The organism is Pseudomonas iranensis (genome assembly GCF_014268585.2).
Classification (GTDB): Bacteria; Pseudomonadota; Gammaproteobacteria; order Pseudomonadales; family Pseudomonadaceae; genus Aquipseudomonas; species Aquipseudomonas iranensis.
Genome location: NZ_CP077092.1, coordinates 1,221,755 through 1,238,432 on the forward strand (window position 1 = coordinate 1,221,755; position 16,678 = coordinate 1,238,432).

Genomic DNA, 16,678 nt, shown 5'->3' on the forward strand with positions numbered 1-16,678 from the left:
CAAAGTTTACAGCTTGCGGCTTGAGGCTTGAAGCTAGCGGCTCGCCGCGAGCGTAATCGATACCGACTCGGCGAAGCGCAGGGCGTGCGGTTTGTCGACTTCGACTTCGGCGTACAGCACCGATGCATTGGTCATCACCAGGTCGAGCAATTCCTGGGTCAGGCGTTCGAGCAGCGCGAAGCGGTTACCTTCGACGTGGGCGATGATCGCTTTGGTGATGGTGCGGTAATTCAGCGCGTGGTCGATGTCGTTGTCACGCACCGCCTCCTGCGCTGCGTACAGAATGGTCAGGTTGATCAGCACATCCTGCTTGTTGAGGATTTCGTCCTCGTTGATGCCGATAAAGGTGCGCAGGCGCAGATCCTTGACCCGGATGCGCGCCATTCCCGGTTGAAGTTGTGGCATTGATTTGCTCCGTCCAGTCTATTGCAGGCGTTCTGGTGGATCTTACTCGACTCGCGGCCGAAGCGGGACGGCCTATTTGACGTGCCGTCCGCCGTTGACGGTGAGGGTCGTGCCGGTGACATAGGGATTGTCGAGCAGATAGCGCAGGCTCTGGTAGATCACCTCGCTGCCGGGCTCGATACCCAAGGCGGACTTGGCCAGTGCCTTGGCGCGGTACGCCGCGTCATCGTCGGGGTTGAACAATAACAGCGCCGGAGCGATGCCGTTGACCTTGATGGCCGGCGCAAAGCGCGCGGCAAACGACAGGGTCAGACTGTCGAGCCCGGCCTTGCTGGCGCAATAACCGATGTGTTTGCTGCTGCCTTTGCGGGTGACGTCGTCACTGATGTGGATGATGTCGGCTGGCGTTGAATGCTGCAGCAACTCGGCGCAGTGCAGGTTGATCAGGTAAGGCGCGAGCATGTGAATGTTGAACATGCGATTGAAGGCTTGTGCTTCGCTGCCCTGGGTTTCTGCCAGCCATTCGGAGGCGTTGTGCACGACGGCGCGCAAGCTGTCGGTGTGGGCTTTCAGCGCGTCGATGAAGGCAAGAATCCCGGCCTCGCTGGAAAAGTCCGCGAACAGCGCTGTCGCGCCAAGATCGCGAAGTGCCTGCACGCCCGGTCGCTCGGTGCGGTAGGTGAAAATCAGCGGGTGGCCGTCCTCGATCAAGCGCTGCGCGCAGTGCAAACCGACACGCTGGCCGGCGCCGGTGATGAGGATCGGGGCTGCGGAATCTGGCATGGGCGGCTCGCATCGCGGTTGAAGCGAAAACTATAACAGGCTCGCCGTCCGCTGCAGATCAGCGATTCTGCGCCGACGGTGCGCCAGCCAATGGCCGCGTCGGCGTGCTGTTCAACCAGTTCGCCAGCAGGCGCGTCGACAACGGGATGAAGAAATACACCATCAGCGGCGTCAGGCACGCCGTGCCGATCAATATCCGCGGCAACAGGCTCAACTCAGCCAGCAGCGGGCCGAGGATAAAGTTGAAAATCAGCGACACCGGGAAAAACGCCAGCCAGATCGCCACGGCCTGTTTCCAGCGCGGTGGACGTTGTCCGGTCGCACCAAACCAGCCTTCAATGCCGCTGACCCGGTGCTCTTTGGGATGTTCGAACAAATCGCTGCCGCGGTTAAGCCAGGCGGTACGCGACGCCGAGTATTCCCACGCATGCAGGGTCTGCTCATCGACAAATCGGAAGATAATCTGGAATTCGTTGTCACCGGGCGGTGGCGCAAGGACGCCGGAGCCCAGGTAGCCGGGGAAGTCGGTGGCCAGTTGCTCGCCTTCGCGCAACCATGCAATGAGATCGTGATAGCGGCCATCAGCGACGCGACGCGCTACCATCAACGTAACGGGGGAAGTAGACATTTTGTATCTCCGTATTTCGAGCGCGTCGTTCCGGGTAGGAACTTCGCCTGACGCAGGCCGGGGTAGAGGCCTGCGCTTTACAACAAGCAAGGATTATTCCTGATTTTGTCGATTAAACCAGCCATATTCGTCGCAGATCACTACTTGAAGGTTTCCAGTCCATCATGTTTAAAATGGGATCCAATAAACCGACATGGAAGTTGACCGCCAGATGCCTGTAATCACGGATACTCGCCCGGCCTCAACAGCACCCGGCACGCTCGAACGCGAAGAGCTGTTCCCCATCCGCGAAGTGGCGCGCCTCACCGGCGTCAATCCGGTGACCCTGCGGGCCTGGGAGCGTCGCTACGGATTGATCCAGCCGACCCGCACCGAAAGCGGGCATCGTTTGTATTCCATGAACGATATCGAGCGTGTTCGCAGCATCGTCGACTGGATCGATCGCGGCGTGGCCGTGAGCAAAGTCGGCAAGATCCTGGCGAAAACAGAGCCTCTGAAGGTGCTGGCAAACTTTATCCCCGATGATCATGTGCAGGCCGATTACAAGCAATGGCAGGAGCAGGTTCAGCAGGCGGTCAGTGAGTTCGACGATCAGCAGCTGGATCGCGTCTACGGACAGATTTTCTCGTCGTACACGCTGCCAGTGGTGTTCGAAGCCATCATCATGCCGTTGTGGCGGCAATTGCTGCAGCGCCAGGACGCTTTCGGGCAAACCAGCGAATGGTTGTTTCTCGACGGATTTCTCAGGGCGCGCGTGCTGCAGCGCATCATCATGCTGCGGGGGGCTCAACCGCGCCGGGTGGTCGTCAGTGCGCTTGCGGGGCAATGCAGAGAGCTTGAGTTGCTGGTCGCGGCGCTGTTTCTCAGCGGCAACGATTCTGGCGTGCGGGTGCTGACCACGGGCCAGCCTTTCGATGAATTGACGCTGGTCTGCGAAAAGGTCAAGCCTGACGCACTTGTGCTGTTTTCCAATCATGCCCCCGGCACAGAGCTGCCCCGACGCCTGAATCGTCTGGCACTGAGCCTCGACTGTCAGTTGATGCTGGCCGGCGATGCCTCGGAACTGGCCGAAGACAGCCTGGCCGGTTCTTCGGTGGCCTGCCTCGGTAACGAGGGCGCGACAATGCGCCAGCGCATGAAACAATTCATGGCAGGCAAACTGGATACCTGAAACTCAGGCGTGCAGGGCGGGGTGGGTCAGGCGATGCTGTTGCAGGATGAACTGGCGCAAGCGCTCGGTTTCGTCTGCATCGGTCTGGCTCAGTTCGTAAGCGAAGAAACCTTGCTCGGTTTCACGCTCGAAATGGCCGCGCAACGAGATGCGCTCATAACCGGAAGGGCTGAACCACAGGGCGAAATGTTTCGGTGGTTTGGTCTTGTTGCGCACTTCCAGCAACACGCCTTTGTGCGACACCTCGTGCACCCACAGCGTGCCGGGCTGGCCTTTGGCGTTTTCAAGCGCCACCGGCTCTTCAAGAACCAGACGCCATGGGCGCACCATCGGGCCGTCTTCGTAGATGCTCGGCACACCGAGACGCAGATGCAGCGCGTGGAACTCGTCTTCCACCAGATGCAGCGGGAAAGTCATCTGCTGATTTTCGAAGTTGGCCTGGATCGTCACCTGCTCGTGAGCAGCCAGACGTGTGAGCAGGTCACGGATCTGCGAACCACCATTAACCAGCAGACTCGACGTTGCATCCCGCACGTTAAGTTGCGGGTTGTGCTGCATGGTCTGGATGAAATCCAGCTCGTCCTGGGTGAGGAGGGCGTCGCGCTGCATGGCTAACTCGAAGTGAATAGTTACAAAGTCATTGGTGATTGTAGTTAATGACCATCAGTTCGCGGTTTTGTTTGCGCCGTTCGTCGCTTTCAACGTCGCTAGCTCGCTTTGCAGCGCTGCCACTTGTGCTTCCAGCTGCGCAACCCGCTGCTGCGCCTTGACCTGAAGCGTTACATCTTTTTGCACGCCGATGAAATAAGTCTGCCCGTCATCGGCGTTTTTTATCGTCGACAATGACAATTCGTTCCAGAACGGCGTGCCATCCTTGCGATAGTTGCGCAGGATTTCCCGGCAGGAACCGCCTTCACGCAATGTCTCGCGAATCAGCTGCAGGCTTGGTTGATCACGGTCTCCCGCCTGCAAAAAACGACAGTCCTGGTAGAGGATTTCCTCACTGCTGTAACCGGTCATGCGCTCGAAGGCAGGGTTGACGTAAATAAGGATGTTGTCCTGCTCGCCTTCTTTTTCAGCGACCACGATTCCGTCATTCGACGCGTTGATCACCATTTGCAGCAGGCTGGCGTTGATCATCCGAGAATCCCTTCCATTGTGTCAGTGGCAGGCATTCTAGAAGAAAGCCGCGGACTGTCTATAGGCCAGCAGCTTGCATTGAGAGCCAATCGCAACTTCGCGGCATGGGCTGTTACTATCGCGGCTCTTTTTTTCAGTTCCAGGATCAGATTGATGAAAGTCGCCATCCTCTCAGGTTCAGTCTACGGCACCGCCGAAGAAGTCGCCCGCCACGCCCAGAACCTGCTGAAAGCCGCCGGCTTTGAAACCTTCTACAACTCGCGCGCCGCGTTGGCCGATATTCAGGCGTTCGGTCCCGAGGCCCTTCTGGCTGTGACTTCGACCACTGGCATGGGCGAGCTGCCGGACAACCTGCAACCGTTGTATTCGACCCTGCGCGACCAGTTGCCTGCTTCGTTGCGCGGCCTGCCCGGCGCGGTGATCGCCCTCGGTGATGCCAGCTATGGCGACACCTTCTGCGGCGGTGGCGAGCAGATGCGCGAACTGTTTGCCGAACTGGGGGTAAACGAGGTTCAGGAAATGCTGCGCATCGACGCCAGCGAAAGCGTCACGCCGGAAACCGATGCCGAGCCGTGGCTGGCGCAGTTGATTGAAGCGCTCAAGGGCTGATCGCGGGCAATAATCGCTGCACCTTCTAAGCGTTGTTGCGTTGAAACGGGTCAAGGCTGTTTGCCCGGCTGACTCGTTCAGTCATCAAGCTGGCTGCCAATGCAACTACGCGATGCCCTGCGCCTGACTAGACTGCTGACACGAGCAGAACAAGAAGAACGCAGAGGTGCATACAGTGAGCGTAGCCCCCGTCCAATCGTCGCCGAACGTCAAAGATCAGGTCAGCGCTGCCGAGTGGCAGACCCGTGTCGATCTGGCCGCCTGTTATCGCCTGGTCGCGCTGCACGGCTGGGACGATCTGATCTTCACGCATATCTCGGCCAAGGTGCCCGGCACCGAAGATTTCCTGATCAATCCGTTTGGCCTGATGTTCCACGAGATCACCGCGTCAAGCCTGGTGAAAGTCGATCAGGCTGGCAACAAACTCATGGACAGTCCCTACGAAATAAACCCCGCCGGTTACACCATCCACAGTGCCGTTCACGAAGTGCGCCACGATGTAGTTTGCGTGCTGCATACACACACCGCGTCAGGCGTTGCGGTGTCGGCGCAAAAGCAGGGGGTGTTGCCGATCAGTCAGCAATCACTGTTCGTGTTGTCGAGCCTGGCCTATCACGCCTACGAGGGCGTGGCCCTGAATCATGAAGAAAAGGCGCGCCTGCAGGCCGACCTCGGCGACAACAGTTTCCTCATGCTGCACAACCACGGTCTGCTCACCTGCGGCGGCACGATCGCCGACACTTTTCTGATGATGTTCACCTTCCAGCGTGCCTGCGACATTCAGGTCATGGCGCAGACTGGAGGGGCCGAACTGATCGCCATCGAACCGCAGATTCTCGCCGGCGCCAAGGCAATGATTGCCGGCGTCACCAAGAGCGCTCAAGGCATGGGCGGCGCGCTGGCGTGGCCGGCGCTGCTGCGCAAACTCGACCTGCAGGATCCGGGGTATAAATTCTAATGCCGCTCGCCGAGATTCCTCTGAGTGTCTGGCGCAAGCGCAGCCGGACATTCGTTTTTCATGGCCAGTCGATCCGCTACTGGACAGTCGGGCAGGGTGAACCGTTGCTGTTGATTCACGGTTTCCCCACTGCCAGTTGGGATTGGCATTACCTGTGGCAGCCGCTGGCGCAGCGTTATCAGGTGATTGCCTGCGACATGCTCGGTTTCGGCGATTCGGCAAAACCGCGCAATCACACCTATAGCCTGCTGGAACAGGCCGATCTGCAACAGGCGCTGCTCGCCCATCTGCAGGTTGAACAAGCGGTGCATATTCTTGCCCACGACTATGGCGACAGCGTCGCTCAGGAACTGCTCGCGCGGCATTACGAAAAACGCATCGAAGTTGCCAGTTGCGTGTTCCTCAATGGCGGTCTGTTTCCGGAAACCCATCGTCCGCTGCTGATGCAGAAACTGCTGCTCAGTCCGATTGGCTGGCTGCTTGGCCGCGCATTCAGCCGTGAGGCGCTGGTCAAAGGTTTCCGGCAGATCTTCGGCGCGCAGACCCAGCCGACCGAAAGCGAACTGGATGATTACTGGAGTCTGGTCGACAGCAACCATGGCCCGCGCATTCTGCATAAATTGATCACTTACATCCCCGAGCGCCGGGTGCAGCGTGAGCGCTGGGTGACGGCCATGCAGCAGGGTGACATTCCCTTGCGGGTGATCGACGGCGCATTTGACCCGATTTCCGGGGTGCACATGGTCGAGCGATATCGCGAATTGATCCCTGATGCAGACACCGTGCTGTTGCCAGGCATCGGCCACTATCCGCAAACCGAGGCGCCGGCGCTGGTGCTCAAGCATTATCTGGCGTTTCGCGATCGTCTGGTATTGCCTCCACGCAAAGTGGCGTACTCCTGATTCTCGCCGAGAGCACAGGCTCTCGGCGACCGGACACTCGATCATCCCTCAGCCTTATCGCGCACCATTCAGCCGCAGCCGTGTTCGTTGTGACCCAAAGCGTCGTGCCTGACACTCAGGTTCATTACCTCTTGGCCTGCTGGAGTTGCCGCGATGAATGAACCTGTGCGTTTCGAAGATAAAGTCGTGATAGTGACCGGCGCCGGTGGCGGCCTCGGTCGTGCGCATGCGCTGCTGTTCGCCAGACAGGGCGCCAAAGTGCTGGTCAACGATCTCGGTGGCTCGACGCAGGGCGAGGGCGCCAACGCTTCGGCTGCCGACCGCGTAGTGGCGGAAATCCGCGAGGCTGGCGGTATTGCCGAAGCCAACCACGACTCGGTGACTGACGGCGACAAACTGGTACAGAACGCCCTCGATGCCTTCGGCCGCGTCGACGTCATAGTCAACAATGCCGGGATCCTGCGCGACAAGTCATTTCACAAGATGGACGACGCCGACTGGGATCTGGTCTATCGCGTCCACGTTGAAGGCGCCTACAAAGTTACCCGTGCTGCCTGGCCGCATCTGCGCGAGCAAAACTACGGTCGTGTGATTTTCACTGCGTCGACTTCTGGCATTTACGGCAATTTCGGTCAGTCCAACTACGGCATGGCCAAACTCGGGCTTTACGGGTTGACCCGAACGCTGGCGATCGAAGGGCGCAAGAACAACATTCTGGTCAACGCCATCGCCCCGACCGGCGGCACGCGCATGACCGAGGGCCTGATCCCGCCGCAAGTATTCGAGCAACTGAAGCCGGAACTGGTCAGCCCGCTGGTGGTGTATCTGGCCAGCGAGCAATGCCAGGAAACGTCCGGCCTGTTCGAAGTCGGCGGCGGCTGGATGGGCAAGGTGCGCTGGGAACGCAGCCTCGGTGCCGGCTTCGATCCGCGCGAGGGGTTCTCGCCAGAGGATGTGGCGGCGCACTGGCAGCAGATTTGCGATTTCGAAGGCGCGGCGCACCCGAAGGACAATATCGAAGCGTTGAAGGAAATGATGGCGAATTTGCAGAAGTATTCGATTTGAAATTAACGGAGCCACCAACCCTCGCGGCGGGTGGCTCCAGTTTTCAAATGTATCTTTTTTCTGTCATGAACTTGGGCGGCTTCCAGTTAGGTCCTTTGATAGCTAGGCCCTTTTCTCCCTCCAGCAAAATCCCGGCAGCGAAGAGCCGAGCGTACGATGCTTCCAGGGTCCCATACTCGTCGATCAGGTCTCGATTGTGGCGTCTGATCATCATGTCCAGATGTGGCGTTGCCTGAAGTAACGCGAACACAGTGACTATGTCATCCAGAGGTTCATTTTTAACAATCATCTCAACGGTGCTCATTGCCACATCTCCTTCAGCAATTTCTGGTAATCACGTTCTTCCTGCTCCATTGCTGCAGCCAGTGCTTCGGGCGTGTAGAGAAGTGCGGGATCGTCTTTCAACTGGAAATCTTCCAACGTTGCCGTATGCACGTTATTCCAGATCGGTGACCCGATCTCTGGCATCTCGGTATCACCAAAGCCTAAAGCTCTGAATCTTTCGAACTCCCTTATCTCGTGAGTGTAGAAACGTTTGTCAGTGTCGGAAGCTTCGAGTTCTCCACGAGCGATTCGCTCCAGGCGATCAAGCATTACGTCATTGGCAGCTGATTGCGGAAACTTTGAAATGTGTAACTTCACGATGTCCGTTCCTTCCGATGAAACAGCGGCTGTTGCCCACTGCAAATCTGATATTTCATCTCCAATCTCGTCAGGGTTGAAACTACGCCCGCTGTGCTTCCCCTCTTCGGTCGCCCCTTCATAAGGACTGCTGAACACCACATAAAGCGGCTCAATCCCCGAATCAACCGGAAACACGATGATGAATCGATCCCAGCCTTCAATCAGGATCGGGTTCAGATCCAGCCGCCCTTCAACCGGAACAACGGAAGCGCCGGAATAGGCGGGCGAACCGGTATCCACTATTGGCAAAGCGGTCGATTGGTCGCCCGGCGAGATTGCCGGCGTCCAGGTCAGGAAGTCGGTAGGCGAGTCCGATAGTGCGACCTCGTATACGTCGTTGAGCAAATCGTATGCGGCATTGAGGACCAGCACACTTGAGCGAATATGGAAGTCATCACTCGTAGCGACGAACACTTGCGTGCCAGCCCCGAGTCGCCTGACGCCTAGCCCGACCTGCATTTCCAAACTACCCTGCCGGTCCGCGATTTCATGTAGCGTCTCGGCCGGTTCGGACGACAACTCGGCCAGTGGAACGCTCATGGCGAAGCGTTCGCCGTTGCCCAGAGGTGACGGCATCAACAGTGCTGCGAACCCCATCAATACTGGACTGCCGAACAGCGCCGTGCCCGTCGCTGTCAGGGTCGCTTTTGCGGTACGTAGCGCATTGAGTATTCCCGCCGAGGTAGCCGGGCTGAGCGGGACGGCTGTCGAAGCGAAAGAAACGGCCGGGCCGTTGCTGGCCATTGCTCCAGAGGACGGAAAGACATGCTTCCTGTCCTCCTGTAACCGAGGCTGTTCTGCCGCATGGGCCAGCGCCGTTGGTTCCGCTTTGGCTTGTGCCTCGGCCTGGGCGATTTTCAACGCAGCCAGCCGCTCTTTCTCCCGAGCTTCAACCTCAGCATTCAGGCGCGCGGTCTCAGCCGCCGATCGAGCCTGTTCGGCATCCCGACGCTGTTTCTCCGCCAACGCGGCCAGACGCGCCTGTTCGCGTGCGCGGATTTCTTCCTGCTCCCGGCGCACCGCTTCGGCAATGTCACGCTGGCGCTGTTGCTCAGCGGCAATGTGGGCACGTTCTGCAGCTTGGCGTTGCGCCTCTGCCGCTGCCGCCTGTGCCTGATCCTGGGCTTGTACGGTGGCCAGCCAATTGAGTACGCCAGCCTGTTGCTGGTTGAGCAGCGCCAATGTCTGGCCCAGCAGCCGCGCTTCGTGGGCGGCCCGAAACGACTCGCTCCACAACGCTCTGCTGCGGACCGCTGCGCCATGCGCGCGCCGATTGGCCGATGCCTGATTCAGGTAATCCTTGAAGGTTTTTCCCAGTGGATCGCTGCCATAAAAGCGGTTGGCGATGGCAGTCTGCCGTTGAAACTCGGCGCTCTTGCGTTGAATCAACGTGTTCCTGACGCCCACTTCGCGGGCCAGTGCTGCGGCAGGTGGCAGAGGATTGGTCGGTCCTTCCAGCCTGCTCGCCGCCAGTTCGACCTCAATGGTTTGGGGAATAGAGGCGGTTCTTGCGTTGAATTCCTGTTCCACGGCGACTTGCGTTTCATGCATCGATTCACGCGTCTGCGGATTGGCGCCGGCAGGGCCGAACATGCCGCTGTAGGAGTAATTCATGTCGCGATCTTTGAATGGTTCGAAGTCATCAGGACCGAACTCCCTGATATGTACTGGATCCAGTTCCAACGGTGGAGGCTTTGGCATATTCATGTCCTTTTGAATGTGCGTTTTCACTCGCTCGAAAAGTGCGCACGGGTGGCGATGACATCCGTGTCACCAGCGAATGGTTGAGGTGTTTCAAGTTACCTCAGAGTGGCGGTAATCAAATCCGAGAAGCCCGTCAGTAACAGGGCGTTATGTCGAAAGGGTTTTCGCGGGTTTTCATCGATGCAGAGGGAATTCGTCCGAGCTTCGAAGAAATGTCTGACGCGCTGATGGGAAGCGTTACCGAACCGCATTCCAGCCTTTTTAAACGCCCATAAAAAAGGCCGCTGCAAACGCAGCGGCCAAGGTAAGACGTTGGATCAAGGAGCTACAAATCAACGTCAGTGAACAGCGGGGCGGTAAACCGAAAACATCGATTTATCCAGAATCTGTAGCCAGTCGCTCGCGATTCAGCGTAGCGGGCTTCGCGCTTTGCGGCGTGTGCCGGGAAAGCGCGCTCAGAATACGGGCTTGAGTGTGTAGGAAAAATACCGATTCCAGACATGCACTGTTACGGGGCGCGCAACAGTGGCGTGCCCATGCATGGCGCTGATGATGCGCCATCCAGCCAGCCCATGAACCGCTCAAGGCCCCGCCGTGCAAGGCCATTCATCCTTTCGAGCGACAACGCAAATACCTCCTTGGTGCGCTTATCGACCGCAGCGCCCGGCAGTAGGGTGGGGCCTTCTGTCACTCACTGGGGAAGACGCATGACAAAAACAACAATGCGCGCCATCTTCACACCGCAGGCGCTGGCCGCTGCGGTGGCTCTGGGTTGCGGCGCCCAGGCGCACGCGGTCGCCTTCAACATCGGCGAAATCGAAGGCACCTTCGACTCGTCTCTTTCGGTCGGCGCGAGCTGGGGCCTGCGCGATGCCGACAGTTCGCTGGTCGGCACGGTCAATGGCGGCAGCGGACAATCGTCCACCGGTGATGACGGGCGCCTGAATTTCAAGAAGGGCGAAACCTTCTCGAAAATCTTCAAGGGTATCCACGACCTCGAACTGAAGTACGGCGATACCGGCGTGTTCGTGCGGGGCAAATACTGGTACGACTTCGAACTCAAGGACGAAGACCGCGAGTTCAAACAGATCAGCGACAGCGGCCGCAAGGAAGGCGCCAAGTCTTCCGGCGCGCAGATCCTCGATGCCTTCGTTTATCACAACTACGCCATCGCTGATTTGCCCGGCACCGTGCGGGCCGGCAAGCAGGTGGTGAGCTGGGGCGAAAGTACCTTCATCGGCAACTCGATCAACAGCATCAACCCGGTCGACGTCTCGGCATTCCGCCGTCCCGGTGCGGAGATCAAGGAAGGCCTGATTCCGGTAAACATGCTGTTTGGTTCGCAGAGCCTGACCGACAAACTTTCGGTCGAAGGCTTCTACCAACTGGAGTGGGACCAGACCGTTCTCGACAACTGCGGCACGTTCTTTGGCGTCGACGTGGCGGCGGACGGCTGCAACAACGGCTACACCGTCGGCAGCCCAGCGGTGGCGCCACTGGTGCCGCTGACCACCGCGTTCGGCCAAGGCATTCAGGTCACCCGCGAGGGCGTGGTGATCCCCCGTGGCGGCGATCGCGATGCGCGCGATTCGGGGCAGTGGGGCACGGCGCTGCGCTGGCTCGGCGAAGACACCGAATACGGTCTCTACTTCATGAACTACCACAGCCGTACGCCGACGGTCGGCACCACCACGGCGGGGCTGTCGACACTGGCGGCGTTGCCAGGCATGGTCGGCATCGCCAACGGTCTCGCGCCTGGCAGCGGTGCGGGGCTGGCGCAGAGCGTGATGCTCGGGCGCGGTCAGTATTACCTCGAATATCCGGAAGACATTCGCCTGTACGGCGCCAGTTTCTCCACCACGCTGCCCACCGGCACCGCGTGGACCGGCGAGGTCAGCTACCGGCCGAACGCGCCGGTGCAGGTCAACACCAACGACCTGACGCTGGCGCTGGTCAACCCGATTGCCGGCGGCACCGCATCGCCACTCGCGACTTCGCCGGGTGCGGACAACAAAGGCTACCGGCGCAAGGAAGTCACGCAGATCCAGAGCACCCTCACACACTTCTTCGATCAGGTGCTCGGCGCCGAACGCTTGACCGTGGTCGGCGAAGCAGCGGTGGTGCATGTCGGTGGTCTGGAGTCCCGCAGTGAGCTGCGTTATGGCCGTGATTCGGTCTACGGCCAGTACGGATTCGGCGGCGATACCGACGGCTTCGTCACCTCGACTTCGTGGGGCTATCGCGCCCGGGCGATTCTCGATTACGCCAACGTCATCGGCGGGATCAACCTCAAGCCCAACCTGTCGTGGTCCCATGACGTCGCCGGTTACGGCCCCAACGGTCTGTTCAACGAAGGTGCGAAAGCCATCAGCTTCGGCGTCGATGCCGACTACCGCAACACCTACACCGCAAGCCTGAGTTACACCGACTTTTTCGGTGGCGACTACAACGTCCTCGAAGACCGTGACTTCGTGGCCCTGAGCTTCGGCGTGAACTTCTGATCTGCCCGAGAAGGATGACTGCAATGCGCAAAACGATTCTGCAATGTGGCGTGCTGGCCTTGAGTCTGCTGGCCGCCAACGTGATGGCGGCGGTGTCGCCGGACGAAGCGAACAAACTCGGTACCAGCCTGACCCCGCTCGGCGCCGAGAAGGCCGGCAATGCGGACGGATCGATTCCGGCCTGGACCGGCGGCATCCCGAAAAACGCCGGCGCGGTGGACAGCAAGGGCTTCCTCGCCGACCCGTTTGCCAACGAAAAACCGCTGTTCACCATCACCGCCGCGAACGTCGAGCAGTACAAAAGCAAGCTCTCCGATGGCCAGGTGGCGATGTTCAAACGCTACCCGGAAACCTACAAGATTCCGGTCTACCCGACCCACCGCACCGTGGGTGCGCCAGCGGAAATCTATGAGTCGGCCAAGCGCAGCGCGCTGAACGTCAACGCGATCAACGACGGCAACGGCCTGGCCAATTTCACCGGCAACCGCTACTACGCCTTCCCGATTCCGAAGAATGGCGTCGAGGTGCTGTGGAACCACATCACCCGCTACCACGGTGGCAATCTGCGGCGGATCATCACCCAGGTCACGCCGCAGACCAACGGCAGCTACACGCCGATCCGCTTCGAAGAAGAGATCGCCGTGCCGCAACTGATGAAAGACATCGACCCGGAAAAAGCCGCCAACGTGCTGACCTTCTTCAAGCAATCGGTGACCGCCCCGGCGCGGTTGGCCGGTAACGTGCTGCTGGTGCACGAAACCCTCGATCAGGTGAAGGAACCGCGTCTGGCGTGGATCTACAACGCCGGTCAACGCCGCGTACGTCGGGCGCCGCAAGTGGCCTATGACGGTCCGGGTACAGCGGCCGATGGCCTGAGGACTTCCGACAACTTCGACATGTTCTCCGGAGCGCCGGATCGCTATGACTGGAAACTGGTTGGCAAGAAGGAAATGTACATTCCCTACAACAGCTACAAGCTCGACTCGCCGAAGCTCAAGTACGACGACATCGTCAAGGCCGGGCACATCAATCAGGACCTGACCCGTTACGAACTGCACCGCGTCTGGGAAGTGATCGGCACGGTGAAACCGAACGAGCGGCACATCTACGCCAAGCGTCACATGTACATCGACGAGGACAGCTGGCAAGTGGCACTGGCCGATCACTACGACGGTCGCGGGCAACTGTGGCGCGTCGCCGAAGGTCACGCGCAGTACTACTACGATCATCAGGCCCAGGCATACACGCTGGAAGCGCTCTACGACATCATCGCCGGCCGCTACATTGCGTTGGGCATGAAGAACGAAGAGAAGCACAGCTTCGAATTCGGCTTCGAAGCCAAGGCCGCCGATTACACCCCGTCGGCTCTGCGCGCCGAGGGCGTACGGTAACGGGTCTGCTGTACCGGTGGACAAAAGGCGACCGCACGGTCGCCTTTTTTATGGCCATCAATCAGCGTGCTGAATACTCGTCAACAAGGGCGCGGGAGAGGGCTAGGGTGAGCGCACAACGATAAGAAGGCTCACCCGATGACCGCCATGACCCCGTGCCTGGATCGACCCGGATTTTTGCCCAGGCTTTCTTCGCATCATCAACCTCGCAGCCGTTTGAGCGCACCTTTGCTGGCATCCAGCGCGCGGGTGAAGCTGTTGTGCGCGCCCGCGGGCAGTGGCAAAACCGCACTGCTCACCGAATGTCTTCTTCAGGCGCGTGCAGAGTGCGAGGCCATCTGGCTGCCGCTGGCGGGAGCGGCGCTCAGCACTGAAGAATTCTGCCTGCGTCTGACGCGGGCGCTCGGGCTGGTCGAAGGCCTTGACGATACGCAACTGATGGCGGAGCTGGCCCATTGGTCGAGGCCGACTTCGCTGTTTATCGACGATTACAGTCGTCTGCCGGATCCGGCTGTGGATGCGCTGCTGGATCGCCTGCTGGCGGTCAGCAGCCCGGCGCTCACCTGGTGGGTCAGCACTCGGCGCCGGCCGCAGTGCAACTGGCCGCGGCTGTTGCTCGATGACGAACTCTACGAATTCGAAAGCGCCAGCCTGGCGCTGACTCACGATGAAGTGGTATCGGTGTTGCACCATTTGCCGCCAGACCAGGCCGAGCGTGTCGCTGCCCGTATCATCCAGCGTACCGGCGGCTGGTGCGCGGGGGCGCGCATGGCGCTCCTGCAAAAGTGCGACTGGTCGCAAAACCTGCAGCCGCAGCAGCGTGTCGACACTCTGCTCGATTATCTGCAGCACGAACTCTTCAGCAACCTGACCCCGGAGCAGGACGAGGCATGGCGTGTGCTGGCTCATCTGCCACGGTTCAACGCGCCGTTATGCGAGCATTTGTTCGGCCCTGGCGAAGGCGCTCAGTTGCTGCGTGATCTGCAAGTGCTGGGCTGCTTCATCGAGCCTTGGCAAGCGTCCGCTGACTGGCTCCAGGTGTTCCGCCCGCTGTCGCGAATCATCCAGGAATCGCATTGGCCGTGTGCGCGTTCCTGGCACCGGCGCGCCTGTCAGTGGTTCAGCGCGACGCAGGATTGGCGAGCGGCGTTCGAACAAGCGTTGTTGGCCGAGGAATACGAAACTGCCGTCAGCCTGTTGCAGCATTTCAGCTTCGAAGACTTGTTCGAAGACCAGACGGTCGTCCTGCTGTTGCGTTTGCACGAGCAGCAAAGCCAGCAGCTGACTCTGATGACACCCCAGCTGATCGTGCTGGTCACGGGCGCCTTATTGTTTGCCGGCCGGTTCGAACAGGCCGGGCAATGCCTGGCTCATCTCGGCCGCTTCATGCCACAACCGACAGCGCAACTGGAGCAGCAGCTGCTGGCCCGCTGGCAGGCGCAACAGGGATGGCTGTTTCACCTGCAAGGGCAGATGGAGCCGGCACGCGCCTGCTTTCAGGAGGCGTTGTCCGCACTGGCTGACGATGCCTGGCAGGCCCGTGTGATGTGCTTGTCGGGACTGACCCAGCAGGCGTTACTGTGCGGTGAACTCGATCAGGCCCACGCCCTCAACCGTGAAGCGCTGTGCCTGGCGCGGGCTCACGGCTCTTTGCTGTTCGAAGGGTTGCTTGAGCTTGATCATGCGCAATGGCTCGAGCAGCGAGGCGCGCCTTTGCGTGCGGAAAGCCTGCTGGTGGAGATCGAGCACTTGCTGCGTCAGCGCAGCATGGTGCCCACGCCGCTGCTCGGCCGTATCGCCCTGCGACGCGGACGACTGGCGCTGTGCATGGGACTTGAAGAGCAGGCTGCGCAGCTGTTCAGCCAAGGTCTCGGAGACTGCTTGCGCAGCCAGGACAAGCGGGTCCTGTATGGTTATCTGGGGCAGGCGCAGCTGGCCGGCAATCGCGGTGATTATGCCTGCGCTTTCGAACGCCTGCGCGAGGCCGAAAGGGTCATGCAGCAGCGGCAGATTCCCGATACGGTCTATCGCGGTGTTGTGTTGCAGGTCAGCAGCCAGTTCTGGTTGCAGCAGGGCCGACCGCATCTTGTCCAAGAAGCGTTGAGCCGACTGTTACGGCATTACCGGGGACCTTCTGCATTGCAGGCGCCACCCGCGACGTTCGAACTGATTATTCGCATCGAATACCTGCTGGCCTGCGCGAATGCGCAATCGGTCCCTGACGAAACCGCTCTGCCCACCATTGAACGATTGCTGAAACGCGCTCAGGCCAAGGGCATGTTGGCGGCAGAAACGGAGTTGCTGCTGGCCATCGCCCAGTTGGCCGAATTGCACGGAGACACGGTGGCGGCGCAGCAAGCTTTCCAGCGAGCCGCAATGCTGGCGGAGCGCTGCCGGTTGCAGCAAGCCATGCGCGAGTGGGAATTACGCCGAGGCAGCGCCGGCACTGGGTCTGGCAAGAAGGTTTCTGCCTGGCCACGGGATAACGATGATCAGGCGCCAGGCCTCAGTCGGCGCGAACGCGAAGTGCTGATGTTGATTGCTCAAGGGGCTTCTAATCAGCAAGTTGCCGAGCAACTGTTTATTTCATTACATACAGTAAAAACCCATGCGAGGAGGATTAACGGTAAGTTGGGTGTAGAGCGCAGAACTCAGGCTGTGGCGAAAGCCAAGTTGATGGGGATACTGGTTTAGTTTGCTGGGATGGAGTGGCTATAAATTATTTTCATTATATGTT

The 16,678-nt window shown here is 59.7% G+C and carries 15 protein-coding genes; 8 read left to right on the forward strand and 7 right to left on the reverse strand.

What is annotated here, in order from left to right:
- Positions 1–33 precede the first annotated feature (33 nt).
- From folX to HU724_RS05365, 3 genes are all read right to left on the reverse strand, one after another.
- Positions 34–405, reverse strand: coding sequence for a dihydroneopterin triphosphate 2'-epimerase (gene folX / locus HU724_RS05355; RefSeq protein WP_016771653.1), 372 nt, complete (start codon positions 403–405; stop codon positions 34–36).
- 72 nt (positions 406–477) lie between these two features.
- A complete protein-coding gene (gene folM, locus HU724_RS05360) occupies positions 478–1,188 on the reverse strand; it encodes a dihydromonapterin reductase (RefSeq protein WP_186568102.1) in 711 nt (236 codons plus the stop codon).
- Positions 1,189–1,246: 58 nt separating this feature from the next.
- The gene (locus tag HU724_RS05365; protein WP_186568104.1) at positions 1,247–1,816 is read right to left on the reverse strand and encodes a putative antibiotic biosynthesis monooxygenase; all 570 of its coding nucleotides are present in this window, start codon (positions 1,814–1,816) and stop codon (positions 1,247–1,249) included.
- Positions 1,817–2,027: 211 nt separating this feature from the next.
- On the opposite strand from HU724_RS05365, the gene HU724_RS05370 reads away from it, so the two are divergent.
- Positions 2,028–2,987, forward strand: coding sequence for a MerR family transcriptional regulator (locus HU724_RS05370; protein WP_186568106.1), 960 nt, complete (start codon positions 2,028–2,030; stop codon positions 2,985–2,987).
- A gap of 3 nt (positions 2,988–2,990) precedes the next feature.
- On the opposite strand, the gene HU724_RS05375 is transcribed toward HU724_RS05370, so the two are convergent.
- Both HU724_RS05375 and HU724_RS05380 read right to left on the reverse strand, forming a co-directional pair.
- The gene (locus tag HU724_RS05375; RefSeq protein ID WP_024011639.1) at positions 2,991–3,596 is read right to left on the reverse strand and encodes a hypothetical protein; all 606 of its coding nucleotides are present in this window, start codon (positions 3,594–3,596) and stop codon (positions 2,991–2,993) included.
- Between the two features lie 54 nt (positions 3,597–3,650).
- On the reverse strand, positions 3,651–4,127 hold the full coding sequence (locus tag HU724_RS05380) for a PAS domain-containing protein (RefSeq protein WP_186568108.1): 477 nt from the start codon (positions 4,125–4,127) through the stop codon (positions 3,651–3,653).
- 153 nt (positions 4,128–4,280) lie between these two features.
- Between HU724_RS05380 and HU724_RS05385 the strand changes: the two genes are divergently transcribed.
- From HU724_RS05385 to HU724_RS05400, 4 genes are all read left to right on the forward strand, one after another.
- On the forward strand, positions 4,281–4,736 hold the full coding sequence (locus HU724_RS05385) for a flavodoxin (protein WP_110646375.1): 456 nt from the start codon (positions 4,281–4,283) through the stop codon (positions 4,734–4,736).
- Between the two features lie 175 nt (positions 4,737–4,911).
- The gene (locus HU724_RS05390) at positions 4,912–5,694 is read left to right on the forward strand and encodes a class II aldolase/adducin family protein (RefSeq protein WP_186568110.1); all 783 of its coding nucleotides are present in this window, start codon (positions 4,912–4,914) and stop codon (positions 5,692–5,694) included.
- Complete coding sequence (locus HU724_RS05395; protein ID WP_186568112.1) at positions 5,694–6,596, forward strand: alpha/beta fold hydrolase; 903 nt, start codon at positions 5,694–5,696, stop codon at positions 6,594–6,596. The genes HU724_RS05390 and HU724_RS05395 overlap by 1 nt, the downstream gene beginning before the upstream one ends.
- Positions 6,597–6,749: 153 nt before the next feature.
- The gene (locus tag HU724_RS05400) at positions 6,750–7,661 is read left to right on the forward strand and encodes an SDR family oxidoreductase (RefSeq protein ID WP_186568114.1); all 912 of its coding nucleotides are present in this window, start codon (positions 6,750–6,752) and stop codon (positions 7,659–7,661) included.
- 43 nt (positions 7,662–7,704) lie between these two features.
- Here HU724_RS05400 and HU724_RS05405 read toward each other — a convergent pair whose 3' ends face one another.
- Positions 7,705–7,965: a hypothetical protein gene (locus HU724_RS05405; protein ID WP_016771644.1), complete on the reverse strand. Its 261-nt coding sequence runs from the start codon at positions 7,963–7,965 to the stop codon at positions 7,705–7,707.
- Positions 7,962–9,959 (reverse strand): S-type pyocin domain-containing protein, encoded by a 1,998-nt coding sequence (locus HU724_RS05410; protein WP_225927667.1) that lies wholly within the window; start codon positions 9,957–9,959, stop codon positions 7,962–7,964. Before HU724_RS05410 ends, HU724_RS05405 begins: the two co-directional genes overlap by 4 nt.
- Before the next feature lie 797 nt (positions 9,960–10,756).
- Here HU724_RS05410 and HU724_RS05415 point away from each other — a divergent pair.
- From HU724_RS05415 to HU724_RS05425, 3 genes are all read left to right on the forward strand, one after another.
- Positions 10,757–12,550: a DUF1302 domain-containing protein gene (locus tag HU724_RS05415; protein ID WP_038860649.1), complete on the forward strand. Its 1,794-nt coding sequence runs from the start codon at positions 10,757–10,759 to the stop codon at positions 12,548–12,550.
- Positions 12,551–12,573: 23 nt separating this feature from the next.
- Positions 12,574–13,941, forward strand: coding sequence for a DUF1329 domain-containing protein (locus HU724_RS05420; RefSeq protein WP_039759308.1), 1,368 nt, complete (start codon positions 12,574–12,576; stop codon positions 13,939–13,941).
- Positions 13,942–14,079: 138 nt separating this feature from the next.
- Positions 14,080–16,635: a LuxR C-terminal-related transcriptional regulator gene (locus HU724_RS05425; RefSeq protein ID WP_186568118.1), complete on the forward strand. Its 2,556-nt coding sequence runs from the start codon at positions 14,080–14,082 to the stop codon at positions 16,633–16,635.
- Positions 16,636–16,678 lie beyond the last annotated feature (43 nt).

What these genes read in the sequence shown, in the direction of transcription:
- folX (WP_016771653.1), bottom strand. Translation starts at nt 405, where the DNA reads ATGCCACAACTTCAACCGGGAATGGCGCGCATCCGGGTCAAGGATCTG.
- folM (WP_186568102.1), bottom strand. Translation starts at nt 1,188, where the DNA reads ATGCCAGATTCCGCAGCCCCGATCCTCATCACCGGCGCCGGCCAGCGT.
- HU724_RS05365 (WP_186568104.1), bottom strand. Translation starts at nt 1,816, where the DNA reads ATGTCTACTTCCCCCGTTACGTTGATGGTAGCGCGTCGCGTCGCTGAT.
- HU724_RS05370 (WP_186568106.1), top strand. Translation starts at nt 2,028, where the DNA reads ATGCCTGTAATCACGGATACTCGCCCGGCCTCAACAGCACCCGGCACG.
- HU724_RS05375 (WP_024011639.1), bottom strand. Translation starts at nt 3,596, where the DNA reads ATGCAGCGCGACGCCCTCCTCACCCAGGACGAGCTGGATTTCATCCAG.
- HU724_RS05380 (WP_186568108.1), bottom strand. Translation starts at nt 4,127, where the DNA reads ATGATCAACGCCAGCCTGCTGCAAATGGTGATCAACGCGTCGAATGAC.
- HU724_RS05385 (WP_110646375.1), top strand. Translation starts at nt 4,281, where the DNA reads ATGAAAGTCGCCATCCTCTCAGGTTCAGTCTACGGCACCGCCGAAGAA.
- HU724_RS05395 (WP_186568112.1), top strand. Translation starts at nt 5,694, where the DNA reads ATGCCGCTCGCCGAGATTCCTCTGAGTGTCTGGCGCAAGCGCAGCCGG.
- HU724_RS05400 (WP_186568114.1), top strand. Translation starts at nt 6,750, where the DNA reads ATGAATGAACCTGTGCGTTTCGAAGATAAAGTCGTGATAGTGACCGGC.
- HU724_RS05405 (WP_016771644.1), bottom strand. Translation starts at nt 7,965, where the DNA reads ATGAGCACCGTTGAGATGATTGTTAAAAATGAACCTCTGGATGACATA.
- HU724_RS05410 (WP_225927667.1), bottom strand. Translation starts at nt 9,959, where the DNA reads ATGAATTACTCCTACAGCGGCATGTTCGGCCCTGCCGGCGCCAATCCG.
- HU724_RS05415 (WP_038860649.1), top strand. Translation starts at nt 10,757, where the DNA reads ATGACAAAAACAACAATGCGCGCCATCTTCACACCGCAGGCGCTGGCC.
- HU724_RS05420 (WP_039759308.1), top strand. Translation starts at nt 12,574, where the DNA reads ATGCGCAAAACGATTCTGCAATGTGGCGTGCTGGCCTTGAGTCTGCTG.
- HU724_RS05425 (WP_186568118.1), top strand. Translation starts at nt 14,080, where the DNA reads ATGACCGCCATGACCCCGTGCCTGGATCGACCCGGATTTTTGCCCAGG.